The sequence below is a fragment of the Syntrophothermus sp. genome (genome assembly GCF_013314835.1).
GTDB classification, from domain to species: Bacteria; Bacillota; Syntrophomonadia; order Syntrophomonadales; family Syntrophothermaceae; genus Syntrophothermus; species Syntrophothermus lipocalidus.
In genome coordinates this window covers 1-24888 of the sequence record NZ_JABUEX010000038.1, presented here as the reverse complement: position 1 = coordinate 24888, position 24888 = coordinate 1, and the positions used below count along the sequence as shown (strand labels likewise).

25 protein-coding genes and 1 riboswitch are annotated in these 24888 nt (G+C 50.6%); of the genes, 19 read left to right on the top strand and 6 right to left on the bottom strand.

Annotated features, from left to right (window positions below):
- Together HPY90_RS11235 and HPY90_RS11230 are read left to right on the top strand one after the other, a co-directional pair.
- Nucleotides 1-210: hypothetical protein (locus tag HPY90_RS11235; protein ID WP_353733658.1), on the top strand; the 210-nt coding region annotated here is incomplete at its 5' end.
- Entirely contained in the window at nt 207-623 is a 417-nt protein-coding gene (locus HPY90_RS11230; RefSeq protein ID WP_287194518.1) for a type II toxin-antitoxin system VapC family toxin, read from the top strand. The genes HPY90_RS11235 and HPY90_RS11230, both read left to right, overlap by 4 nt.
- 193 nt (nt 624-816) lie before the next feature.
- Here HPY90_RS11230 and HPY90_RS11225 read toward each other — a convergent pair whose 3' ends face one another.
- Both HPY90_RS11225 and HPY90_RS11220 read right to left on the bottom strand, forming a co-directional pair.
- Nucleotides 817-1191, bottom strand: coding sequence for a DUF5615 family PIN-like protein (locus tag HPY90_RS11225; protein WP_287194516.1), 375 nt, complete (start codon nt 1189-1191; stop codon nt 817-819).
- Entirely contained in the window at nt 1188-1427 is a 240-nt protein-coding gene (locus HPY90_RS11220; protein ID WP_287194514.1) for a DUF433 domain-containing protein, read from the bottom strand. Before HPY90_RS11220 ends, HPY90_RS11225 begins: the two co-directional genes overlap by 4 nt.
- A gap of 431 nt (nt 1428-1858) precedes the next feature.
- Here HPY90_RS11220 and HPY90_RS11215 point away from each other — a divergent pair, with 431 nt between their 5' ends.
- From HPY90_RS11215 to HPY90_RS11165, 11 genes are all read left to right on the top strand, one after another.
- On the top strand, nt 1859-2044 hold the full coding sequence (locus tag HPY90_RS11215) for a DUF3892 domain-containing protein (RefSeq protein WP_287194512.1): 186 nt from the start codon (nt 1859-1861) through the stop codon (nt 2042-2044).
- A gap of 142 nt (nt 2045-2186) precedes the next feature.
- A riboswitch (cyclic di-GMP riboswitch) is annotated at nt 2187-2273 on the top strand.
- Between the two features lie 94 nt (nt 2274-2367).
- Entirely contained in the window at nt 2368-3261 is an 894-nt protein-coding gene (locus HPY90_RS11210; RefSeq protein WP_287194510.1) for a transglutaminase domain-containing protein, read from the top strand.
- Nucleotides 3262-3560: 299 nt separating this feature from the next.
- Nucleotides 3561-4214, top strand: coding sequence for a response regulator transcription factor (locus HPY90_RS11205; RefSeq protein WP_287194520.1), 654 nt, complete (start codon nt 3561-3563; stop codon nt 4212-4214).
- A gap of 416 nt (nt 4215-4630) precedes the next feature.
- Nucleotides 4631-5323, top strand: a complete 693-nt coding sequence (locus tag HPY90_RS11200) for a hypothetical protein (protein ID WP_287194508.1) — start codon at nt 4631-4633, stop codon at nt 5321-5323.
- 49 nt (nt 5324-5372) lie between these two features.
- Nucleotides 5373-5984: a hypothetical protein gene (locus HPY90_RS11195; protein ID WP_287194507.1), complete on the top strand. Its 612-nt coding sequence runs from the start codon at nt 5373-5375 to the stop codon at nt 5982-5984.
- A 136-nt stretch (nt 5985-6120) separates the two neighbouring features.
- The gene (locus HPY90_RS11190; RefSeq protein WP_287194505.1) at nt 6121-6828 is read left to right on the top strand and encodes a hypothetical protein; all 708 of its coding nucleotides are present in this window, start codon (nt 6121-6123) and stop codon (nt 6826-6828) included.
- Between the two features lie 111 nt (nt 6829-6939).
- The gene (locus HPY90_RS11185; protein ID WP_287194503.1) at nt 6940-8550 is read left to right on the top strand and encodes an OmpL47-type beta-barrel domain-containing protein; all 1611 of its coding nucleotides are present in this window, start codon (nt 6940-6942) and stop codon (nt 8548-8550) included.
- 131 nt (nt 8551-8681) lie between these two features.
- Entirely contained in the window at nt 8682-9860 is a 1179-nt protein-coding gene (locus HPY90_RS11180; RefSeq protein WP_287194500.1) for a signal peptidase I, read from the top strand.
- A 53-nt stretch (nt 9861-9913) separates the two neighbouring features.
- Nucleotides 9914-11044: a DUF5305 family protein gene (locus HPY90_RS11175; protein WP_287194498.1), complete on the top strand. Its 1131-nt coding sequence runs from the start codon at nt 9914-9916 to the stop codon at nt 11042-11044.
- Nucleotides 11041-11985 (top strand): hypothetical protein, encoded by a 945-nt coding sequence (locus HPY90_RS11170; RefSeq protein ID WP_287194496.1) that lies wholly within the window; start codon nt 11041-11043, stop codon nt 11983-11985. Before HPY90_RS11175 ends, HPY90_RS11170 begins: the two co-directional genes overlap by 4 nt.
- Nucleotides 11986-12114: 129 nt before the next feature.
- Nucleotides 12115-12699, top strand: a complete 585-nt coding sequence (locus tag HPY90_RS11165; RefSeq protein ID WP_287194494.1) for a sortase — start codon at nt 12115-12117, stop codon at nt 12697-12699.
- A 72-nt stretch (nt 12700-12771) separates the two neighbouring features.
- On the opposite strand, the gene HPY90_RS11160 is transcribed toward HPY90_RS11165, so the two are convergent.
- Nucleotides 12772-12936: a hypothetical protein gene (locus HPY90_RS11160; protein ID WP_287194492.1), complete on the bottom strand. Its 165-nt coding sequence runs from the start codon at nt 12934-12936 to the stop codon at nt 12772-12774.
- Between the two features lie 346 nt (nt 12937-13282).
- Between HPY90_RS11160 and HPY90_RS11155 the strand changes: the two genes are divergently transcribed.
- On the top strand, nt 13283-14302 hold the full coding sequence (locus HPY90_RS11155; protein WP_287194490.1) for a GGDEF domain-containing protein: 1020 nt from the start codon (nt 13283-13285) through the stop codon (nt 14300-14302).
- A gap of 63 nt (nt 14303-14365) precedes the next feature.
- Here the strand turns inward: HPY90_RS11155 and HPY90_RS11150 are convergent, their stop codons facing one another.
- The 3 genes from HPY90_RS11150 to HPY90_RS11140 form a co-directional block, all read right to left on the bottom strand.
- Nucleotides 14366-16345, bottom strand: coding sequence for a methyl-accepting chemotaxis protein (locus HPY90_RS11150; protein ID WP_287194488.1), 1980 nt, complete (start codon nt 16343-16345; stop codon nt 14366-14368).
- Nucleotides 16346-16856: 511 nt separating this feature from the next.
- On the bottom strand, nt 16857-17951 hold the full coding sequence (locus HPY90_RS11145) for an amidohydrolase (protein ID WP_287194487.1): 1095 nt from the start codon (nt 17949-17951) through the stop codon (nt 16857-16859).
- A 187-nt stretch (nt 17952-18138) separates the two neighbouring features.
- Nucleotides 18139-18831, bottom strand: coding sequence for an FHA domain-containing protein (locus HPY90_RS11140; protein ID WP_287194485.1), 693 nt, complete (start codon nt 18829-18831; stop codon nt 18139-18141).
- 185 nt (nt 18832-19016) lie between these two features.
- On the opposite strand from HPY90_RS11140, the gene HPY90_RS11135 reads away from it, so the two are divergent.
- From HPY90_RS11135 to HPY90_RS11115, 5 genes are all read left to right on the top strand, one after another.
- Nucleotides 19017-20777 (top strand): serine/threonine-protein kinase, encoded by a 1761-nt coding sequence (locus HPY90_RS11135; RefSeq protein ID WP_287194484.1) that lies wholly within the window; start codon nt 19017-19019, stop codon nt 20775-20777.
- Complete coding sequence (locus HPY90_RS11130; RefSeq protein WP_287194482.1) at nt 20756-20971, top strand: hypothetical protein; 216 nt, start codon at nt 20756-20758, stop codon at nt 20969-20971. Before HPY90_RS11135 ends, HPY90_RS11130 begins: the two co-directional genes overlap by 22 nt.
- Nucleotides 20972-21178: 207 nt before the next feature.
- On the top strand, nt 21179-21577 hold the full coding sequence (locus HPY90_RS11125; RefSeq protein ID WP_013175421.1) for a zinc ribbon domain-containing protein: 399 nt from the start codon (nt 21179-21181) through the stop codon (nt 21575-21577).
- A 123-nt stretch (nt 21578-21700) separates the two neighbouring features.
- Nucleotides 21701-22711 (top strand): double zinc ribbon and FHA domain-containing protein, encoded by a 1011-nt coding sequence (locus HPY90_RS11120; RefSeq protein WP_287194480.1) that lies wholly within the window; start codon nt 21701-21703, stop codon nt 22709-22711.
- A 117-nt stretch (nt 22712-22828) separates the two neighbouring features.
- Entirely contained in the window at nt 22829-24319 is a 1491-nt protein-coding gene (locus HPY90_RS11115) for a zinc ribbon domain-containing protein (RefSeq protein ID WP_013175419.1), read from the top strand.
- Nucleotides 24320-24888: the final 569 nt, after the last annotated feature.

Genomic DNA, 24888 nt, shown 5'->3' with positions numbered 1-24888 from the left:
GAAGTGAATGCGGACGAACTGAATTTGCCGGCAGAGGTAGCGCGAAAACTGAAAGGTAAGCGAGTAACCATCGTGGAGGTGCGCGAGGGATTTCTTCTCAAACCTGTGGAAGATCCAATTCGTGAGGTACGGGGGATTTTAAAGGGAAAGGGCTTTGACGTAGAAAAATACCTGCAGTCCAAGCAATTGGAAAAGGATCTGGAAACATGAGCGAGTATTATGTGCTTGATGCCTGTGCCCTCATTGCCTTTCTGAACGACGAAGCTGGCGCGGATGTTGTGGAAGAACTGCTGCGAAAATCTAATCATCATGAGCCCAATTTGTTCCTGCACCGGCTAAACCTCCTGGAGGTTTACTACGGTATCTATCGCGAAGTAGGCCCGGAGATAAGTGAACAGGTATTGGGAAAAATACGGGCACTACCTGTTACCGAAGTCACTGAGATTACCCAGGAGGTTTTTCTTGAGGCTGGCAGGTTGAAAGCGACTTACAGGTTGTCTTTAGCGGACTCAATAGCGGCCGCGGAAGCAAAAGTCCGCGGTGCCAGCCTTGTAACTGCGGATCACCATGAGTTCGACCTTATTGCTACCAGGGAAGATATCGCGTTCCGCTGGATAAGGTGATTCCTTACTCCGAATAGCCTCTGTTCCAACACTCTTCACTGTTCAGGTGAGGAGCTTTTTTATTGCCCCAAAATGCCCAAAAACTAAGATCGATCACATCAGGAGGTACTGACAAAGTTGCGTAACCGATGCCTCCGCACTTTCATTTTGCAAAAACTCCTTAACGGTGGCCAAGTCTCCCTCTAGCTCGTCCTCAGTGGACAGGGAGAGTCCTTACCTTAACTTTGTCTTCGGTCACAGAAATTATAGCTCCTCTTACCAGGTCCATCTTCACCCCTGGTAGTACCTGGCAAAGAATTTTGGCTACGGCCTGTGGGTGAGGTATGGCTAAGCGGAGGGTTATAACGCTCGGCTGTGAAGCATTAGTAATGGCGAGAAGAGCTGAAAAATCTAAGTCCTGGGTTATAATGACCATCTGGTGCTTGCATGCGTAACGTAAAATTTCTTCGTCGGAAGCTGCGGGAGAAAGAACGTCGCTTACTCTGACTACGGAATAACCCGCTTTGCGTAGCAATTCACACGTGAGAGGCGAAATATGAAGGTCTGCCAGATACCGTAAAGTTTTCAAGATTCCTGGGCCTCCCAAGGTATAGGTCTTGTCTGCTCTGTAGCAAGCCAGGCACCGTACATCAGGCTCTGCCGTATGTCTTCTTCCTCCAGTTCCGGATAAGCGTTAAGAATAGCAGGAATATCCATTCCGGAAGCTAAAAGCTTCAAAATAAAAGCCACTGTAAAACGCGTACCGCGTATGGTGGGCTGGCCCATGGATATTTGGGGGTTTACAGTTATGCGGTCAAGCTTCACAAACACCACTCTCCTGGTTACTATTCTACCATGATTTCCACCACTAGAAACTTACAGGTTGCATAACCGTACTACTTCACTACTACCAGCGTCGGGCCTGCCGCAGTCCTCCGCGAGTCGAATCCTGGGGCTGGCGCTTCCACTTATTCATCCCTGGCATTTGCAGGATGGAGGGGCTTTAAAAACCTGTGTAGGGTGCAAGAATTGGGGGTATTTGTCCGGGTAATTTTCCTATTGTTTTAGCACAATAGGAAGGATAAGGAACTGTTTTTTCAGAAATCTAGTCTGCAAATAACCCCCCGAAATTATCCTCCAACCTTCCTTTCTCGGTTCACGCTTCTAATAGATATGTTGGCTCTGGTGGTGCCAGAAGTACACATACCTGATCCTGGGCAGGGAAAACTAGGGAAAAGGCTGAAGGAGGTCGTGCTATGCCCAGGATAGCGGATATTATGCGGAACGAAGAAGGACAGGTTGTAGGGGCTGTTCTCGATGACGGGCGTGTTGTCAGCATGGACGAGGTAATGGCAGAAGTTAAAAAGGGGAACATAGCCGGGGTAACGGTGGACGTGGACCGGCAGGGACGCGAGTATCTCCGGGCGGACGTGGAAATGTGAAGGCCACTAGGACCATAGCACCGAGCTATTGGTACGAATAACCCAAATCGGACCCAAAGTTCTTGGCAGGGCGACATAACTGTGGTAGGATTTTTGTAGAAAACATGGTCAAAAGCGCGAAGACAACAAAATAGACTGTGTTTCCTGATAAAGGCAAAGCCATCCAAAGATGGTGACGCAAAGCTATAGGGGCTAAAGCGAACATTCGCCATGCCAGCCAGCTGCCAGGAGCCGGGTCTGGGTTATTTCGAGGAAAGATTTTACCAGGGCCGCTTGTCAGCATGGCAGGCGGTTCTGGTTTTTTGTTGGGGGGAGGGATAACCGTGGTGGCCAAGAAGCGGGTCCTTGCCGTAGCTCTGGCGTTAATGTTTTCTTTGAGCACTATGTACGGATATGTCGGTAAGGCATGGGCCGAATACAGTGTCAGTTTCGCCTCACCCTCAATAACTATTACCGCGCCTTCTAGAAACAACGCTGAATGTTCTGGAAAACTGCTTATTGAAGGGACATCTACCCTTACTCAGGTGTGGATATGCTTGCGCGGGCCGGAAAAGGAGCTGGAGACGTACTCGGTTCCTGTCAAGGAAGGAAGGTTCTCCCGTACCGTGAACCTTCGTTTTGGTCCCGGGGTCTATACCGTATGGGCGGGGGACAACCCGCGCCGCTTCGACGGGAGCATCCGGTTCACGGTAAACAGCCTTGAGGATGAAGATTGGCGCTATATTTCTCCCTCGGCCTACGTTGACAGTGATAGTGCGGTTATCAAGTCGCTAGCCGAATCCTTGGTGGATTCTGGGGCCTCAGACATGGACAAGTTTAGGAGCATTCATGCATGGGTGACGCAGAACATTGCCTACGATTGTGCTGCGGATTCGAACACGGATAGCTCCATGGTACCTGCCAGTCAAACCGTTACGCTTCGCAAAGGGATTTGCCTCAACTACGCGCTAGTCACCGCGGCTTTGGCGCGAGCGGTTGGTTTACCCGCTAAGGTAGTGTATGGCCAGGCAGGAGCGGAAAATGACGGGTTTTTGCCCCAACTCCATGCCTGGAATGAGATACTAGTGGATGGCAAGTGGGTATCGGTGGATGCCACGTGGGATGCTGGTTACATCAAAGACGGCAGGTTTATTCGTAAACCTTCTACCACCTATTTCAACCCAGACGAGTCACTTTGGCGGAAGACTCATCATCCTCTAGAAGTAACCCTGGATTAATCCTGATCCCGGTCGCTTCACCCGCCAGGAATAAGAAAAGTAAGTGACTTCTTTGTAAAGAAGGGATGACAAACCGCTGTGGGAAGTAGCCAAGAAACAGAGGGGGATTAATACCATCGTTCATACGGTGGTATTTTTTTGTTGTTGAGGAGGAACTTAACAGCGTGTGGCGAATTAAATTACCATAGAGACTAATCCTAAATTTTGGGGATGAGATCCAACTTTTTAGGCGAAGTTCAAGGCAAACGATAATAGCAACGGAAACGCGAGCGGATGATGAGAAGGGTTATAACAAGGTGATGCTTATGGGAGCATTCCGCATCCTGTTATCGAGTAATTCGAGCCAGTGGAGGGACGGGCTGGCAGCGGCTTTCGCAGCCAGTGGCAGGTTTGAAGTAGCTGGGTCGGTTGATCTCGACCAAATGATTCAGACGGCGGAGCAGCTGCAACCAGAGATAGTACTGTGGGAGCTGAAAGAAGATTTGTTGTACATGTTAACGGAGTTAAAGGCCTGCTGTCCGTTCACCGTGACCGTGGTAATGGTTGGCAATCCTAACCGCTTCAATCTTTTGGAACTAGTGAGAACTGGGGTGATGGGCTGTCTGCCCTTACGACTCTTGCCGCAGCAAATCGTGAGCGCGGTGGAGTTGGTGGTAGGGGCTGGACTTTTGTGCCTGCCCCGTCCTGACCTGAAAACCAGTTTGGGTTCGGATACTGGTGAAAACAAGGGGACGGTTTCAATCCTGTCCCGGCGTGAGGAGGAAGTGCTGGCAATGCTGGGAAAGAAACTGTCGACCCAGGAAATTGCAGCCAGCCTTTATTTATCGGAATCGACGGTTAAGACCCATTTACGCAACATTTTCCGTAAGCTCGGAGTACGTAACCGGACAGAAGCAGTAGCCGCTGCTTATCAGCTCGGGTTGGTCAAAAACGGGAACATGACCATAGGATAGCCGTTACGAGAAGGAACAGGTCGCAGCGGAGTGGTTGTCTTTGTATAGTATTTGTACGTAATAGGTATTAAAAAGTTAAAAGAAAGAGGCAAAGCTAATTAGCAAAGACTTGAGGCCGGGTAGGAGCTTGAAGGCTGCTTCCGGCCTTTTTTTGTTGCCATTTTCCCCGTCTCACATGCGTGGGAAGGGGACTAGCCCGAATCGCAATATGGGTTTAACTCGCCGTCTTTTTTCTGTCCTTTCGGTCGATAGAAGGTTAGGATAAGAAGCTGCTAGTATGGAAACGTAGACTAGAAAGAGGAATGTCCGGCAACTATTCGGTGTTGAAAGGGGTGATTGACGCCATAGGTTAGACTTCGATTCAGAATGGATGAGAGAATAGATCACTGTAGGAATGGTAAGGGGGTTTTTAACAAATGAGAAAAATCGTGGTTATATGTGTCATGGCGGTTATGACTTTGACCTTGGTCGGTTTCGGCTTTGCGAAATGGTCCGATACCGTTACCATCAGCTCCGACGTGGAAACCGGTAACCTGCAAACGACTATTGCGCCTGGCGGGGTAAACGATCCTGGTGCCGACCCGCAGTACGGTCCGGGGCATAATGAGGAAGGCAAGGACGTTGCTTCAATCGAGTGTGTCCAGGGCGAAGGCGAGAACGCTGACCACTCTCTGAATGTAACCATCGAGAACGGATACCCGTTCTACAAGCCCGGTTTTACCTTCGTAATCACCAGCACTGGCACGGTGCCTGTCAAGATTGAGGATATTCAGGGTCCGAACTGGCAGGGTGACCTGGCTCCTTTCATTAAAGTAGCCGGTTGGTCGTTTACTGTGGACAACCCAGCAGCTTACGGATTACCAGCAGAAAATTTCACTGTCGAGTCTGATGAGAATAACTCCACGTGGGATGGTCTGGTCGAGGCCATCGGACACCAGCAGCTGCACCAAAACGGCACCTTGACCGTGAATCTGGAGTTCTATATAGACGAAACCGACAATGGACAAGAAGACGGCAACCTTTGCCCGATGAACGCCTCGGCGACCGGAACCATTACCATCAAGTCCTCGCAGTGGAACGAGGTTGGGACTGCTGAAACGGTCGAGTAAGTGTTAAGACCGTGCTCCACCGCAGGTAACCTAGGAAGGGGGACACCTCGTGACGGCTATTAAGAGAACCTTGTGTGTATTTGCGATTCTGGTGGCTACCTTGACCGCTATGGGCCCGGGTTATGCCCGGTGGAGTGACGTACTCAAAGTGCGGATGCGCGGTGAAACCGGTATCCTAGCGGTGGGCATTAGGTGTGAAGAGGTTCGTGACGGCTATCAGGGACACTGCAACAAAGAATGTTCCCCCAGCAGCATAACGTGGGTAGACGGTGCTTACTCCTGCGACATTGACGGGGTACCTGCTTACGAGAGTGGAGACCTCTTGATCAACAGCGGGTGCCCCCACTATTCTCCCGTATGCAGGGTCAAGATAGGTAACGGGGGTACGATTCCTGCTCGGCTTAGAGGCCTCGACTTTGAATGGTCAAGTGACGAGTCTCCTGGCTGGGTGACTGTATTCAGGTGGGTTTTGACCCTCCCGGACGCCCAGACACTGTGCGGGGTCAACCTGAGTTCGCTGCAAAGAGCGTTACAGGGATGTGTGCTTGATCCTGGCCAGGAAGTTTTTCTTGAGTTCAGTATGAGATGCATGAGCGACACGGCCAACGGAATACTGACCGTTAGCCCGGATTATGTGCGCTGGAACAAACAGCTTGAATAGGAGCCTATACTCACATCACGCATCGCCGTTCCGGTAGCTTATGAAGCTAAGGATCCGCGGACGGTAGCGAAGAGTAGAAAGGTTGAGGAAGATTCCAACCGGATATGGACGGAGTTTCCAGGGAGGTGGAGAGTAGGTGACGAGGAAGATCATGGTACTTTGTGTGGCGGCCGTCTTGATTCTGACCCTGGCTGGCTTCGGTTTTGCAAAATGGTCAGACACAGTCGTCATCAATACTCAGGCCCAAAGCGGCGAATTGAAATGGGGCATTCTTGAAAATTCGGTTTTCCAGATGGATAACGGTCCTGACTATCATTCCGAAATGGGCGGCGGTATGCTTGATGTCTACCCCGATCCGGAAGGGAAGAATGTGGGACAGACTCAATGTTCATTACTCGACCAAGACAATGACGGCGCCAAAGACGCCCTCAATGTAGAGGTCGAAAACGCGTATCCTTGTTACTTCAATGAGATTAACTTTGATGTCAGAAACTTTGGCACTATTCCCCTCATTATCCAGCATCCCCAGTTAACTTGGGGTAACACGAACCAGACGCTGGATAGCGGGATAGTTTATTACTTGTTCAAAAACGGCGAGGTTCGCAGCGAACTGGATTTGGACGGCGTAGAATTGACTGAGGACGGGGCTCCGCAAGACGCGGTGATAGAACTGTGTTTCCAGGACAATATCAGCGCCCAGCAACATCCGAATCAGACTTTGAGTGAAAGCCTGTCATTCCATGTTTTGCAGCCAGCGGATCAATCGACTACGTATAATTTCACACTCAGCATAGAAGGCGTGCAGTGGAACGAGAGCCCAATAGCCGCCAATAGCGCTTATTAGCCGATAGGATTCCAGGCTGTTTTATGAGTACTCGGGTACACAATGAACGAAAAAGGTTCATGCGGCTTACGAATGAACCCCGGTTAAGGCAGAGAGAAGGAGGTCGAGACCTTGAGTAACGTTGTAAGTACGGGCAGAAGAAGAGCGCTTGCGGCAGGACTGGTTGCAGCTGTCTTCATGGTCGTGACTTTAATAATGGTGGTCGACAGCGGGACCGCACAAGGGGCTCCGGTTACCGGGTATTACGGTACGTATTACAACCTACCCAGGAACCACCCTGATATGGAGCAGAACGACCATAACGGGCCGTATCAGGGCCTGGTAGAAAGCACCTTGCCCCTGCGGCTGACACCGTCGGGAAGCACTTGCATCCACCAGTTCGACTGGTACGACGACCAATACAAGGTTTTTTCCCGAGTCGATACCAAGATTGACGGTTCCCCAGGCAGTGCCACCAAGGCATCTAAGTGGTGGCCTATTCCCAATCAGCTTCCCGGCGACCCGCAGTATTTCGCGGTTCATTGGGAGGCAATGCTGAACGCTCCGGCGACCGGGACTTATAATTTCCAGATGGGTTCGGACGATGACTCATGGCTGTTCATCGACGGCAACCTGGTACTCGAATTGGGCAATATCCATCCAATTCAGTACACTAACGGCAGTGTTTATTTGACCAAAGGCCCGCACCGTATAGACATTTTCTTTGCCGAGCGACACACGGTCGAGTCCGGGTTTGTCTTCAAGTTTACCTCGCCGAACGCTCCGGTTCCTGTTCCTGATGTGACCCCTCCGGTGACGACGATAAGTCTCAACGGAACGGCAGGAAATAACGGCTGGTATGTTTCGGACGTCGAGGTTACCTTGAACGCCCAAGACCTTCCGGGACCGGAAAACGTTGTTTCGGGGGTTGACAGGACGGAATACAGCTTCGATGGCGTGAACTGGTCGACCTATGGCGGGCCGTTTACAGTTACGAACGAGGGCAGCACTACCGTCTATTACCGTTCAATAGACAAAGCGGGGAACCTCGAAGCTACCAAGGAAGTGGCGATACAGATCGATAAAACACCTCCGAGCGTGAGCGCCGATGTCCCTGGCGGCAGTTATTCCTCACCCCGCACGGTTACCTTGACCGCTAGTGACGACGTGTCGGGGGTAGAAGGTATCTACTACACCCTTGACAATACTACGCCTACTACTTCAAGCCCCAAATACACTGGACCGATAGATATCCCGGCCTCGTCGGTGCTGAAGTTTATGGCGGTGGACAACGCTGGCAACCAGTCACCGGTTTCCACCGAAACGTACGTTATCATGACCGGCAACTGGTACATCTACGCCACCAAACAAAAGGACACAGGGAATGACTGGACGTGCAACCAGGACTTTTCCGGTGTTACCCAGCTGAGTTCTGATACCGTCCAGACGGTTATAACACTCACGGACACCAATGCCGACGGCAAGAAAGACCGGGCACAGGTTACGGTAAAGAACGCGTTTCCCGGCTATTACAACTCCATCGTGTTGGATGTTCAAAACATAGGCACCACACCGATCTCGATGGGGCAGGTAAAGATATCGGGCAACGATTCTTTGACCATCAGGCTGTTGGAGAGCTCGAGCAGCACTATTCAGCCTAAATTCCGGAAGGCAATAGGGATAGACTTTAGGGTGAACGACGGAACACCCCCGGGTGACTACAGCTTCACTGTGTCGCTCTAGGGTGAGTCCAGCCGGTAAGGGGCGAGGGGAGGCCCTCGTCCCTTTTCACCGGTGGGCATGGACCTTATTAGTTGGCAAAAACCAGGAAAGTGGCTTGCGGTATGCCACTGCGCCGCAGGTGAGGGATCGTAATGAGCAGGAACGGGTTGAGGTTGTCTAAAGGTTGGCTGCTGGTGTTAGCACTAACCGTTGGTTGTGTTGGGTTCTCTAACCTGTTAGCACCGCGCCTGTTCAGCGGGTTTGTTGCAGCGTATGTCGCCCAGCCCATAGCCTGGATGCTCTTGTTCGTTTATGTTTATCGCCGGTTCCCACGCCCTGGTCTAGGAAAAAGAAGCCTGCGTGTAAAACTCCTCAAGATCGCGGCGGCTTTGGCTTTGTGCCAGATCTATTTGATGGTTGTGGCCGGTCTTCTAGATAAGTTTGGCAGAAGTCCTAATTCCTTTGAGCCTTCAGGTATAATAATTAACCTTATCTTTGTGACGTCAGGGTTGTTGGCTGTCGAATTCAGCCGCAACTACCTCATCGTAAACTCGCTGCGGCGGCCGTCGAACTCAGTAGCAATTCTGGCCGCCGTATTTTTCACGGGCTTACTCTTGCCGTGGAAACAGTTTCCGGCTTTAGATTCCGGGCTCGAAACCTTTGCACGGTTTGCCGGTTCTACCTTGTTGCCGGTCTTTGCCGAAAACTTACTGGCTTCATTCCTGTGCATGTGGGGTGGAGCGTGGCCGGCCATCGCTTATCGCGGGACTTTGGCGGCGTTTAACTGGTTTTGTCCGGTTCTCCCGAATCTCAACTGGGCGTTAAAAACACTTACCGGCACCTTGGTGCCCACGGTTGGAGCGGTATTTGTGTATGAGTACTGCAGTATGAACATGAAAGGGATTCCGGGCCGGCAGAAAAAGATAAAGCCTGGCCAGGCCGTGAACTGGGCAATAACGAGTGCCCTTGCAGTAATCCTTGTTTGGTTTGCCATCGGGGTTTTCCCGATTAGGCCTTTGGTCATTTATAGCGGGAGTATGCGACCGAGCATCGACGTCGGGGACGTAGTCATCGTAGCCAAGCGTAATCCGCGCTTGCTGCATGCGGGCGAAGTTATAGCGTTTCGAGTTCCGGATTCACCAGTTCCGACTGTACACCGAATTCTGGCTGCGCGAACAGAAGGCAGCGACCAGTTGTTTACCACTAAAGGGGATGCTAACGCCAGTCCGGATTGCGGCCAAGCGTTGGGCGACAACGTGATTGGCAAAGTGGTTCTGGTCATCCCCAAGGTGGGATGGGCATCCATAGCGCTGCGAGAGCTGTTCGTGTGACCGTGGTCTCACTAACTACCACAGGCATTTTCCGTGTAAGGGATTGAGTGTGAATGGGGTTGAAGAAAATCCAGGTGGACGGGAAAATCAGGCGGATAATAATTTGTTTGCTTGGCGCGCTGGTCATGGCGGCAGGGGTTTACTGTGCTTTTGCCTGGAACCGTCCAGACCACGTAGTGAAACCTCGGCCCGTGTACAGTTACAGCCAGGAAGGTAAGCTAAGCTACAACGTCATCTTGAAAGCGAATTCAGTTTTTCCCACAACTGTAATGGGACCGGGAAAAACGTACTTTGCCAAATTGGTTCAATCTATACCCGTGGTTTATTCGTATCGCTTTACTGGTGATAAACCGGCCTCTATGGAGGCCACCTACAGTATGGTGGTTGTAGTAGATGCTCCTAAGATGTGGAGCAAAGAATTCGTTTTGATCCCGCCTACTAAGGTGCAAGCAGAAGGGAAGGAATTGTCCTTTGTCAAGACCATAGACCTGAACCTGGATACCTACAACCAGTTTCTTAAATCAGTGAACCAAGAGCTGGGGGTAAGTGCGCGAGAGCCCAGGCTGGTTTTGAAGGGCCAGGTGTTGACGAAGGCAGTAACTCCTGAGGGCGCTACAGAGGCGAATGTGTGTCCTACCATGGCCATTCCTCTGACCTCCGGTGACTTCCAGATCAGCGGAACTCTAGTGGACTCGAAGCCTGGATCCCTTAAAGTCAAAGAAGAAGTGCTTGACCGCGGGACAGTGGCGGCTAAGAGAATTTCTACCACGTTATTTGCCTTTCTAGCCCTGTTGCTTTTGGGAATGATTTTGCTGACATCAGGCCGGGTCAGGACCATAGATGAAGCAACGCAAGCGGTCCAGGCGATAACCAAGAATTTTGGTGATCGGCTGGTAAGGTGGGAGAAAGTGTTTGTTTTGCCCAAGGGGGTGACCGAGATTGCTCTAGGAACCGTCAGAGAGCTGGGAATCGTAGCAGACGAGATATCTAAACCGATATTCATAGGTACAGATTACGATGGAACCAAGGTTTTCTGCCTTATCGACGGTAACGTGGCCTATACTTACCGCCCAAGTGATAGCGGAAAGAAAGTTTCTTACCCAGCTGGCGAACCATTGCAAATGCAGCTGTTAAGCGGTACTTCGAGCGCCAGGACAGCTGGGGAGAAGGAGGGAACTCTGTGAGCAAAAAAGGGTTTGTTTTCGGTATCCTGATGCTCTCGCTGATGGTGATGGGCATCGCATACGCACAGCCATCTTCTGACGATTCGGGAGTACCAACTGCGGGTACGGACTATCTCCGCATCGGTATCAGGAATATCGGGACCATCGACCAAGGGCCAGATCCGCAGCACTATCAGGGAGGAAATCCAGATCCAGAAAAGAAAGACGTGGCTGCGACTGCTTTTGAAGCCAACGGGTCTCCGGTTTTCGAACTGAATGGAATTAAGTATTTCGACACCATTTCTCAACGGGTAACCGGCGCCTATCCTGGCTACGAGACAGGCTGTATTATGGAGATCGCCAACGGGGGGCGGGTTCCTTGTCAGATCGACAACGTGGTTTTAGCGTGGATAGGGAGCCAAGACTTCAAAGAGTATGTTTCAATCCACTCGTTCAGCATCTTCGCTGACGACCAGACGGTTATTGCATCTGGTACTAGCTGGTCTGATTTTGCAGAAACCCTAAAGAATATCGAGCTCAAGCCGGGCGAGGTAGTGACTGCCGAACTCAGGTATTACTTCAAAAGTTCTGAAGAAGACCCCATGCCGCAGAACGCCAACGGGAAAATTCAAGTGGCGTTAGACACCAGTCAGGAAGGAGACGGCGGTGGGGGCAACGGCGGGGGCAACGGAGGAAACAACGGTGGGGACAATGGTACAAGCGGCGGTGAGTCCGGGGGCGGTGAACCCGTATCGGTTCCCGAAACCGTCATAGTACCGAGTGCGCCACAGGTTCAAGCTCCAGCTACAGCTCCAGGCACCACCGGTCCCACGCCAGAAAGACTGGTGATAGCAGGGAGGGCACTCCCCAGGCTACCTTATACGGGAGGTAATCCCATACCGTATATAGTATTGGGCCTTGCCCTTGCGGGAACCGGAATACTGGTTGTAAGGCGTTCCTAAGCGTCTATCCGTTGCGGTCGCGGAAATCGCTACTTGTGTAGTAGCGCTGAGAAAGGCACACGTGCTGGCACGAAGGTGTGTGCGTAGGGAAGCGCCCGTGGATACAGTTCGAAAGAGGTCAAACGATATATGCGGATAAGAGTCTTAGGGTTTTTCTTCATCCTTATAGGTGTCGGGATCGCCTTTTACCCCGCGTTTACTGATGTCCGTTCCTGGCTGGTTCAGAGTCGGCTGAGGGCGGTTGTGGCAACGGGAGAACCCTCTGTCCAAGCCCGGGCAGCCGGTGCTGACGTCTCGCAGGTAAACAGCCCCGACTACAGCCTGCTGGAGATACCGAGCATCGGTTTATCAGCGGTTGTAGTAGAGGGAACTGGGGCTGAAGAGCTTTCGAAAGGTCCAGGAAGGTTTCTGGAATCAGCGCTTCCCGGCGAAGGAAACACCGCGATCGCCGGACATCGGACCATGTATGGTGGCTGGTTCAGAAATCTCTACCGGCTGAAACCGGGTGACAGTATATTACTCAAGTTTAAAGGGGCGACCTACCGTTACGAGGTTGAGCGGGTGTTTACCGTTCTCGACAACGACTCGAGCATCATCGGTCCCTGCGGCTATCCTGCGCTAACCTTGATGACGTGCAACGGGTTGCAGAAATCCGAAAAGCGTCTGGCGGTGCGAGCCAGGTTGATTGGTATCTCGCCTAAACAATCAACGTAACGGATTGCCAGGGACGGTTCTCATTTTGCATCGGAGGCAAACCTGAGGAACCGCCACCCCTTGATACCTCACCTAAAGGCCTTTGCGTCGAAGGAGTTCGGACATGACGTCGTTACTTTTGTCCAGCACTTCCATATAGAAGTCGAAGCCCTTCTCAGGATCTCCCATGCCTTGTCGTCCTATTCCCAAGTACAACCCGTAGAGATCCAGTATGCGCATGGTTTCGACCTGTAGCATACGCCTTCTCACATATCGTAGTGTCTGCAATGCAGGTCAACAGGCGCCGGGCCGAACACCCTATCGCCCCCCCTCCACCGCAATTGTCAGCTATCAAATGACACGAAAGCAGGTTTTTGGCAAACTGGCAGGAAACTGAACGCATTGGTGTCATCTTGGAGGTGATATGATAGATGCCGTCAGGGCTTGCCCTAAAGAATTCACCAGACAAAAGCAGCGTGGTCGCGCCAACTTTACTGTGTTATAATCTCACAAGGGAGCAGCCCGGGCTTACACGGCCGTAAAGGTAGGGAGGGATAGAGTTGGAAGCTCGGGCATACAGATGTGTAGGAAGGTCGAGCGTGCATTGAACAGGAGCTTTCGCTGCGGGGAAGGATTGCCGGTGGAGATTTGTAACAACTATAAACTGCCTGAGGAGTTGTGGCCAGAGTTAGGGCGGCTTAGGATGATGGTGGCTGGTGGCATATGCTTGCTGGCCTTATTTCTTGCGCCTAATGCTGAGCTGGAGCTCATGGTGGTGTTAGGCTTCTGTACGGCAGGCTTTGTCGCAGTGAATTTAATTGCCCAGAAGTGTCCCAAGGAACGCCGCCCGTTAATCGAAGCGATATCTATGTTGTTCGGACTGGGCTTGAACACTTCCTTGGTCGTAGCGGGAGGAGGGGCTAAGGGACCTTTAGTATTTCTTTACTTGTTTCCTGTTTTCACGTACGGTTTTAGACTGGGTGGGTGGGCGGCTTATTCATCTGCACTTATTAATAGCTTGGCTTTACTCGCTTTGCTGGCGGTGGACTGGTCATCACTTGTCCTCTCTGATGGTTTGGCTGTAGGCACTGTAATAGGTCTGATGTGGATCGAAGCGTATGCCATCGACTATATTGTCCGTTATATCACATCTCAGAGCGAAGAATTGGCTCAGCTGGCCTGGTATGACCCTTTGACCGGATTACTTAACCGCCGTGCTCTTTTTCAGGAAATGGACCGTTTGCTCGGTAGTGGAGTTCCCTTTACCCTGATTTTGTTGGACTTAGACGGATTTAAGGCGGCAAACGACCAAAAAGGGCACCTGTTTGGGGACGAGGTTTTGAAGACCATAGCAGAGAACATGGTAGGAGTCGTGGATGGGGAAGGCAAGGTGGCTCGGTACGGCGGGGATGAGTTTGCCGTTATTGTCGAAAACGGCAAAGATCGAGCTCAGGAAATAGGCGAAAGCATAAGCCAGGTTATAGATGCAGTAGGAGCGGAATACGGCATCACCCTGGGCGTGTCGTCGGGGTTAGCTACGACTCCCGATGATGCGGTTACCAAGGAAGAGCTCCTGTGCATTGCCGACAAGCGCTTGTATGAGACCAAGTATTTGCACAAGTAGACAGGGGTGCGGTTTTCTTCGTTTGGGGAACGAAAAGCGCACCCCTGTTGCGTCGTTCATTGACTACACTTTGAAATAGCCCATTTGAACTTCCAGTTCGGTTGCCAGCTGGGTTAGTTGTCTAGACATTTCGGAAAGCTGGGTAGCGGCAGCGGATTGCTCCTCAGTCGCGGCACTGACTTCTTCGGCGCTGGCCGCTTCTTCTTGGGCGCTGGCAGCAATTTCCCCGACGCTGGTCACAATCGTGTTTGAATACTCTACTAGCTCACGAGACAATCCTACCTGTCTGGTACTAAGGTCCACTACCTGTTTAACCTGATCTTCTATTTCCGTAAAGGCCTGGAGCACGTCATCGGCAAAACGAACCTGCTGTTCCGAGGTTTCACGGGCCTTCAACATTTGGTCCACGGAAACTTTGATAGCCGTGTTCATCTGGTCTATTATCTTGCTGATCTTAGTGGCCTCGTCAGCGGACTGTTCTGCCAGCTTTCGTACCTCATCGGCGACAACCGCGAAACCGCGGCCGTATTCACCCGCTCGAGCTGCCTCAATGGCCGCATTGAGAGCCAGGAGGTTGGTCTGGCTGGCGATAGTGGCGATGGCGTTAACTATGTCCGAGACTTGTCTGGACTGGTTAGCCATATCCATGACCGCCTCTGAAGCCTGCTGGTTTACCGCCGAGTTTTCTTCGATTTTGCTTATTAGTAACTGCACCGCATCTAGACCTTTACCCACTGACTCGCTGCTCTTGCCGGCTCGTTCGGCCACCAAGGAACTGGCCCTTGAGACCTCGGCCACGGAGCGATTGGCCTGTTCGACCGCTTGTTCAGCCTTTTGAGCGTTCTCAGCGTCTTGAGCAACTTTATCAGCTAATTGAGCAATGGTGGTGGCTAGCTGGTCACTGCTTGCTTCCATATTTGCCGCCGAATCGTTAAGCTTTCTTGATAGTTCCGTTAGTTGTTCGCTTGTCTGGCCGATTTTACGTATTATGTTCCGCATGTTACTAGCGACTTGATTGAATATTTCTGCCAACTGTCCGGCTTCATCTTGGCTGTGTACGGTTACTGTATTGGTTAAATCGCCGGTGGCCATCAGCTGGCCTCCCTTTACAACCAGGGCTAATGGTTTCAACAGTTGTCCCAACAGTAATGATACACTGACCAGCAGTATAACTAGGGCTAAAGCGAAGACTATTAAGGTACTTCGGCTGATCTGGTGAAGAGTGCGTGCAAAATCGGAGTATGGTACCGTAGCCAGCAAGTACCACCCCGTAGACTTGACCTTGGAAAAGCCGGCGGTCTTGGCTTCCCCGTTGATGGTATAGTCTTGGTGACCGGAATCGCTCTGGCTAACTAGCTGCATGAGCGATTGAAGGCCGTGCTCGGGCTCGGTCAAGAAGTTGGCCTTCATCACAAGTTTCTCATTGGGATGGGCGATGACCAACCCATCTTTGTGCACTAGTACTCCATACCCGTTGGGACTAGCCTTCATTTCTACTATTTCTTGGGATAGGCTGCCCAACTTCAGGTTGCCTCCCAAGATGCGGGTGATGTTGCCGGAGGTATCCCTAATCGGGGTCGCGATAACTACCACAGCATTGCCGGTAGCCCTGGCGATGAGAGGGTCGGAGAAAACAGTCTGACCGGTGATAGCGGGCTTAAAGTAAGGTCGGTCTGCAATACTACCGGTAGCACCGCTGGTAGCATAATAATTGGCCTGCTGGTCTGCGATGAAAAACGAATCAAACTCCGGCATTTTCGCCGCAAACGTTTTTATCAACTCAACATCTTCTGAGATTGGGCCATCACCCAAGCCCGGGAGCATGCTGAGGAGTACCACTTGGTTTTTCTGGCTGACAAGCCAGGTATCGATTTTGTCTGCCTGCGCTTTAGCCATATCGGTTACTCGTTCCTGGATAGAGGCGTCTACGGCCTTCTTGGTTTGCCAATAGTTAATAACCCCGCTCAAACCGAATGCCAAGACGACCAGTGAGCACAAACTGATAAGCACTTTACCCCTAAGGCTTTCCCGTAATAAGTTCATCGACTAACACACCCTTTCTCGGACGATGTCGGATCCGTATGCCGTCATCCAAAAACCATAAGCGCACTAAAACGCCAAAAACGGTCCCACGTTTATCCGGTCTGACGGAGATGATCATGGCTGGGCTTCCAAAATGACACGCGTGAAAGAAGGCCATATTTAACTTAGCACCATTCATGGTGGTGTCGCCCCAGGGTTGTTTTGGATCGAGGCGATGGCAGTGCCAGCTACTAAAGGCTTGCACTACTTTGAATGGCAAGAAGTTTTAGGTAGGTGTACTTTTTGACCTGCAGCACGCAGATTAAGCCCGGTTCGCATACCTAGATGTCTGTATCAGCAGTTAATTTAACAACTTTTGGACCGATCGTCCTATAAATAATCCAAACTAATCCTTCTGATGTTATTCTTAGCAAATCAAACCACGACTGGTCAAGTACGAATCCAGCCCGAATACTGAACCCTCTGAAAATTCGCGGAAACTTGAAACAGTGAAGAGCGGTTATCTGACGAATCAGGACGGTTGCCACCCGTAAAACTCCCAGTTGGCCTGGGCGTAGAGATTTAGCACTTCGTCGTAGGACAAGTGGTGTTCATAGTCAAGAGAAGCTACTGTCCTAGCGGCTTCGTAAGGACTGGCTTCATCTACCGGGGCGTCTGATCCCGCAAGTAGCCGCACTCCTCGATCGCGAAGCAGGCCCCAGGCGTACGCGGTCTTTATCCTTTCAGGGCCCAGGCGCGCTCGGGCCCAGGTCAGTTCGCGGGAGAAAATAGGCTGGATGCAGACGGCTATTCCTGCCTGTGCCAGAGCGTCGATCTGGTCAGGTCGGAGGTACTGGGCGTGTTCCAGTCTGTCCTGAGGGTGGCGGGATTTCTTAATTACTTTAAGAAATTGATCCACGGCCCGGTCGCCTATGGCGTGGCAGGCTACGGGTTTCCCGGCTCTATGCACCTTCTCTACTATGGCCAAAAGCTCGGCATCGGAGTAGTTCAAAAACCCGTAATTGCCTGGATGGTCCGAGTACTCCTCAGTCAGGGCAGCAGTGCGGGCTCCCAGGCTTCCGTCAAGAAAAAGCTTGAATCCTAAAGCTTCTTCCAGAAGGCGCATATCGGTGGTATAAAAGACCGCTTTATCAAAAAAACTCCGCTTGTGAAAGTCCATCCCCATGTCGATAGCCTTCGTGATTCCCAACTTTTCTAGCTCGGCCATTCCGTTTCTGACGATGATTTCAGGCTGAATTCGCAGTATTTCTGGAAGCTGGTTTAATATCGCGAAGACATCCCCTTCAAAGAAAAAACCGTTTTCCGACCAGCGTCCCAGCTTTTCCATGGCTGCCGTGTTAGCGACGGCCAGATGCAGGCACGTCCGAAAAATGACAACCGGCGTCTGCCCGAAGCCTTGGTCGAGAAAATACCGATCGGGCATGGACTTTTCTTTTGTAGATTCCTGATTGAAACGTACTCCCACATGCCAGCTTTCAATAGGTTTCGCCTTTAAGATCGAAATGAGTTCTTCCTGGCAAGAAACCCTGGCGAGGTTGGTAAAAGAATTAAACAAACAGAATTCCCAAAGATGAATATGGGCGTCAAAGAAACATCTTGTGTTCATGTTTTAATTATAACATGGGTGAACACGAGTCAGGTTTTACGTTAGCAGGGCAACGTTTGTTTGTGTGGTCCCGTATCCTCTAATTACATAGTTTTTGCGGAACTCTGAGTTCAACCGCAATATCTATTATTATACCGATTTGACTTCACTTTGATATTCATATGGTATTGCTAGGACGGTGATGACTTCAGAGATCAAGCATATATCCGTAGCGAGGGATAGTGACAATGAGGTTTCCGTGTTGGCCGAGGCGTTTACGCAGACGGTATACCAGGGACGTGATTTCATCGTTACCGACATCAGGTACATTAGTCTGTGGACTCGGGGGACGCTCAGGCCACACCCTGCGTCTAATTTCATCGTAGCTGATAGCCTTGCCACGGTTTTCATAAAGAACAATCAGGAGTTCTGCATCTTTTCCTGATAGGCGTAAGGGTTTTCCATTCAACAGGACTTCTCTCCGGTCGCCGTTAACTACCAGGGACTGAGGAAGTATTGACCTATTGGCGGGAGGCTGTGTTAGATCAAGTGTTTGCTCGAATTCGGTTTCGTACATATTGTGAAACGTAAGCAACACTATTCCTCCAGCTAGGCTTATGATATCGCCATGTTTGAGGGGGTATGGTTCATAGGGCACGAGCTGGTTTCCGTTAACCTGAGTCCCGTGTCTGCTCGCTAGGTCGGTAATGGTAGCCCGGTTATCTTGGAACGAAAGCACGGCATGCTTTTTGGAAATGTAGAGGCTGGTAAACGGAATATCAGGATAGTGGGTTTTCCATGGCCGACCGATCAATGCCTCACCCGGCGCCAATTTGATAGCGGTTCTTTTATCATGAGGTTCGCCTTGTTCGACTATTAAAACAGCCCCCGAATCAACCATACCTGCACCTACCAATATCCGAGCGTTCGCTCGGAGAGATTATACCACATTTTTTGGGGCGTGAGATATTTTTCTGGGAAGGAAAAATGGAGAAGAACGTAGAAAGTGTACTTGGTTTGCTGGGTTTTACACTTTCAACTTGGATGGCTCTCTTGCTTTCGTAATAGCTCAATTGGGGGTGCGAGATGTCGAGAAAGTGTCCATCTTGCCAAACAGAGAATCCTGATGGCAAAAACTTTTGCAGCGGATGTGGGCAGAGTCTTACCGACGATTTTTCCAGAACCGGGTGGCTCAAACCGGACTCGGTTCTTGAAGGACGGTACGTAATAGTCAAGACTCTTGGCCGGGGTGGAATGGGAGCAGTTTACCAGGCGTTGGATACCAGGCTTAATAACATCCCAGTGGCCATAAAAGAAATGAGTACCAGTGCTGTCAGTCCTGGGAATATTCAGGCAGCGATAGAGGCTTTCAAGAAAGAGGCTTCAATATTAATCAGCTTGCGACATCCGGCCCTACCAAGAATAACGGACTTCTTCAGCTGTGGAAAGGACCGTTGGTATCTAGTGATGGATTGTATTGAAGGGCAAACTCTCAAGACTCTGGTGGAAAAGCGGGGCCCCATACCGGAAACAGAAGTAGTAAACTGGGCGAGACAGCTCTGCGAGATTCTGGATTACCTCCATAGCCAGGATCCCCCAATTATATTTCGAGACCTGAAACCGGCCAACATCATGCTGACACCAGATGGTCGGATTAAACTGATAGATTTCGGTATTGCCAGGCACTTTCGTCGAGATAGCTATGCAGATACCTTGGCCTACGGGTCAACCGGGTTTGCTCCTCCCGAACAGTATGGCGAGCACCAGACCGTTCCTCAGTCGGACATTTATGCTCTGGGCGCCACCTTGCATTACTTGCTTACCGGACGCGATCCATCACGGAATCCCTTTAACTTTCAGCCCCCAAGCCAATTCGTGAAGGTTTCTGGTCGTATCGAATCAGCAGTAATGAAAGCCCTCCAACTGAGGGTTGAGGATCGGCCCGCTAGCGCCCGGGAGATGATGGCCCTTTTGCCGGGTGGCGAAGTTGAGGTTCATAATCCCGCGATTGTACAGTCGGAGAAGCGCGGTACGGAGCTTTCTTCGCTCGTTGACGAAAAGAAGGAGGTAAAGGTGACTGCTTCGGGGGAGACAGGTGAAACGAGTGACTTTCCCGTGGGCAAATCTTTGCCTTTAAAAGCGGTAGAAGGCTTGACAGTCGGGATCGAAGTGGATACTCCTACGGTACCTCTAGACCAGAGTACTGTGGAGACCGCGCCCATGGGTGAGGAAGCTGCAAACTTTTCCTCAACTGTAATGAACAAAGATAGAAATTTTGTCTCTCAAACTGGGTATTCAGAATTAGCGGTCAAAGACACCTCGAGAAATACCCGATTTGTAGCACCAGTTGTTGCCGTTGTTCTTCTGATACTGGCCATATTTGGCTCCGTCAGCTACTTTCAGAGCCGAAACCACGCTGTTTTGAATGATGGATTTGATAGGTCAAAAGTAACTAGCAAGGCTGGAATGGGGGACATCCAAAGTAAGGGATTTCAAAAGCAGCAGGGAACGAATCAACAAGAGACCAACCTGTCAGATCAACAGCTGGAACTACAGGGGGAATCCCAGAAACAAACAGAGCCTCAAGCGAAATCCGAGCAGCAACCTAATAAACCACAGCAACAATCCCAATCATCCTCACAACTTCAACAAAACAGCGTGATCAGTCTTCCCCAGCCTCAAACCGGCCAGCAGCAATCACAGCCAGCTGTGCCGTCTCAACCGAGCTGCGTGGTGGATATTCCTGAATTGGAGGCAGCAGGTATTATACAGGGAGGGCACGGTAGCACCATAGATGTGGTCCTTTACCAAAAAGACGCGTATTGGTGCAGATACCGAAAGCTGTAGTGGTGGAGGGAGATATTGTTTTAGGAAAGCCTTATCTCACAGATAACAACAACAGGGTCTGCTATCCGGTAATAAGCGAAATGACCACCGAGCGAAGTAGTATCGAGTTTTATGGAGGAAAAGCCTGCTTTCCCAACGGCGTACCGCCGCACAGCAGCGTTCGGGAACTAGCATATGCCTATGGGTATATCTAGTATGATATGCAAAGGAAACCGCAAAGAGCAGCTGAAGTCCCGACTTGGCAGATCAAAAGGCGGTCTGAACAACATACGGAGCATGGCAGTTGGGACGCATTGTTCAAGGCTTGTTCGTGGATGGGGTTGATTCTTGACCATGGGCTTGCTACTGGAGGGGGGCTAGTCTCTTGTGTTCTCTTGTTACGTTGAGAAAGGAGGGGTGCGATGGCGGACTTTTTTGACAAGGTAAAGGACGGTATCAATAAGGGAGTCAGTACGGTAAGTGTTCGGTCGAAAGAGCTGGTCGAAGTAACGAAGTTGAAGGCTGAAATAGATTCTTTGCAGCGAAAGAAGAAGGATTCCATCGAGGAGCTGGGCAACATAGTCTATGTCATGCTATCCCGCGATAACTTTGACCAATCCAGAGTAATGAGCAAATACCAGGAGATTGCCGGAATAGACCAACAGATAAAGGTAAAAGAAGAAGAGATGCAGAGGTTGAGGGCCGAGGCTCAAGCTGCGTTGGGAAAACCGGTGACGGTCGGGACCTGCGAATGCGGAGCGCCGGTTAGCCAGGGAGCGCGTTTCTGTGCTAAGTGCGGAAGAAAAGTAGAGCAATCATAAGCTCTGGAGACCATCTGTTATCATCGCGTGACAGAGAAATCAGTACTATGTTATTGTTTGTTGGCGTTTGGTTTTCTATTATTACTTGGTAGAACCGGAGTTACATGTTAAGGAGGAAGGGCTATGGAGAACCTGGGGAAAAAAATCTCACCGGCGTTATTTGCTCTTATCATCATTTGTTTTCTCATGCCGTTCGTCAGCATTTCGTGTAGTGGACAGGAAATAGTTACTTTGAGCGGAGTAAACATGGTTTTTGGCAAGATGGTGCAGTTACCTACTGGCGAGACTGAGTCTGTAGGGCCTTTTCCGATGGTTATCGTGGTCTTTGTGCTTGCATTAGTAGGTGTTGGAGTCGGGTTCTGGAAGAACCGTTTGAGTAATGTGGTTGCCTTTGCCGCTGGCTTAGTTGGGCCAATTACGATGTACCTTTTTAAATCCAGTTTTGACGAGGAGGCTGTAAGCCAGGGCCTGACTACTCAGTGGGGAGCCGGGTATTATTTGACCCTACTTTTGTTTCTGGCTGGGGCAGGGCTCAATCTCTATCTCATGGTTCGTAACCGGGGAGCGCTTCCCGCGCCGGGGCTTGCAAGATCCGGCCCCAGGTTCTGCATCCAGTGCGGTGCCAGAAACGAGGGCGGAAATGCTTTTTGCACCCAATGTGGCGCCAGGCTAGAGCCGGGTGGATATGGCGGGAGTGCGAGAACATCTGCGCCGTTTTCCTCACCGGCCAATGTGGGGGGAGAAGCGTATGGCCCGGGTGAAGACGAAGTGACTACAGTTCTGGACGATTCAGGGGACACCCGTCTGTTGGAACAGGTAGAAGAAGGAGAACCTTTTCCGGTCCTGAGGATAAAGCGGGCAGAAGAGGAAGAAATAATACCTATCAATAAGCCCGAATTTTATATCGGAAGGAACCGGGAGGCAGTAGATTACTGCGAAGCCGATAACCCGAGCATCGGGCGGGTTCATGCCAAAATAATCCGCCAGGACGGAGCTTATTATATCGTCGATCTTGAATCCAAAAACGGAACATATCTTAACGGCGAAAGGCTTTCCAGCAATGTTCCGTATCCCTTGAGTTTCAAAGATAAGATACGGTTAGCAAACATAGAGTACACTTTTGACCAACCATAATTCGTGATATATGAAAGGAACTACCTTCCCGTGATCCTGAAGTTGCGGGAAGGTAGGTTTATGTCAGGAAATCTGTGACATCCAGGAACTTATCACAGTAATCAGGAGGAGATTAAAATGAGCATAAGTAACCTTGGGCCAAAGATAAGTAGAAAAAAATCCGTTGTCTTGCTACTACCAGTCCTTTTGGTAATTACGCTATTATTAACAGGTTGTGGGGCCGATCTCACGGTCGATACTTCGGTTAATGAAAAGGGGGCTGGGCAAAGGGCGTTTCACATTTACGTGAGTCAGTCGGACTTAGAGCAGGTCAGTGGCGGGGAACCGGCGTTAACTCAGGCCTTAAAAGCGGCTATGCCTCAGGTGCTGACCATGAGTTCAAGTGCCGATGAATCTGGAGTTCAATACACCTTTACCATGGATTTCAAAAACATAGACGAGCTGAAACAGAAATCAGCCCAGATACTGGGTTTCGAGCCCCAGATCCGTTTTACGAGGCAAGGGAGTCCCTTTGCTCGCGAATACGTGCTCGAGGAAGATACGGATATGAACGCTTACTTCCAGTGGGCGATTGACGCAGCGAAACCCCTGGTGAGTTCGGAAAACCAGAGCAGCATGGTGGAAACCGTTAGTAACAAGGTGCTGTTGCCAGGGTGGAGCGATTTTTCTAGTACAAACACCTCGGCGTGGAGCGCTGCTTCGACCAAGTCAAACCCCGTGAAACGGGTTGAAGTTGAGACGGCGGTATCGGAAAGCTCTCCTGCGAGGACCGTAACCGTGGTGGTTAATCAGGACACAGTTAAAGCCATAGACCAAGAGGAAAAGAATCTCATTCCACGGTTTCTGAAAGAAAAGACCAAAGTGACGAAGATTAAGACGGAGCAGCAGAACGGGACTGTACGGTATACTTTTACTCTGGAAGGCAATTCTCCGGCTGAACTGGCGAAGAAATGTGACGCCATTTTTGGGGCAGGAGCTTTTACGTATGATCCGGTGGAGCCTAGTTCATTCTTCCGGCTTTATAACCGCTATCATTTTGCGGACAGGTATGATTTCACAAGCTGGCTGGGAGCCTCTATCGAAGAACCCCTCAAATACGTGGCCAGGTTCAACGGGCCTATGGTCGATGCTATGGGAACGGAAGTCAACGGCGGTGCCAAAGAACTGAAGATGGAGGCGCCGAGTGGGTACGTGAACGCGGAAGCCTACGTGAAAGAACTGTCATGGGTAGGCCTGGCAGCGCTGGCTGTTCTGGTGTTACTTGTCTTGGGAATAGTAATTGTTCTGGTTATCTACTACAGGAGGAACCCGGAGAAAGTCAAGGGTTATGCTCAGGGCGTCCTTGGGCAAGTGGCAGGCCCCAAGAGTCCTTATGCTTGTCCTTCCTGCGGAACTCCCTTCAACCCCGGTGACAAGTTCTGCAGTAAATGCGGGGCGGATATAGGCAATCGCTGTCCTCAATGCGGGCTTCCTAACAAGCCGGGGGACAAGTTCTGTTATGCCTGTGGTACGCGATTAGTAGAAGCACTAGAACAGGCTGACGGTTCCCTGTTGTCTTCTGAGACAGGCCAGATGGTGGCTGCAGCGGAAGATGATGCTGAACATTAGAGGTAAGTGATAAGACGCGGAAGTTATCTGGCTAATAGCGATTGAAAAACTATGTTGTGTAGTGACGAAGGTTTGAGAGTTAGGAGCCGGGCTTCAACAAGCCTCTGAGCCTGGGCTCCTGGCTACAGATCACCAGTGAACTATAAGGTTTTGCGGGTCGCGCTCGTTCGGAAAGTAACGCAAGGTCAACCCTGCCTCCCCGCAGCAGCGGGGAGGCAGGGTTAATTTTTTATCAGAGAAGGGACAAAAAACTCAAATCTGCACTGATTTGGCTACGATATAATCGGGTTACCGGCACTTTTGCACGTCGTTTGCCGCTTGGCTTGATTAGGATAATGAGATAAACTGTTTAATAGTAGTGGCATATGATACCAGACATGATGCATATTGGTATTGATAGCAACATGCAACTTGTCACACAATTCTTGCCGTATAACATGTCTATTCGCAACCATAAAACTCTCCAGTCGTTCAGTATTCTTTTATTCAGTTAGTTGATGCATAATTAGATCAAGAGCTGTTGCAATACTACAGCAACTAGAGGTTGTCGTAAACTTTCCCTTTAAGCC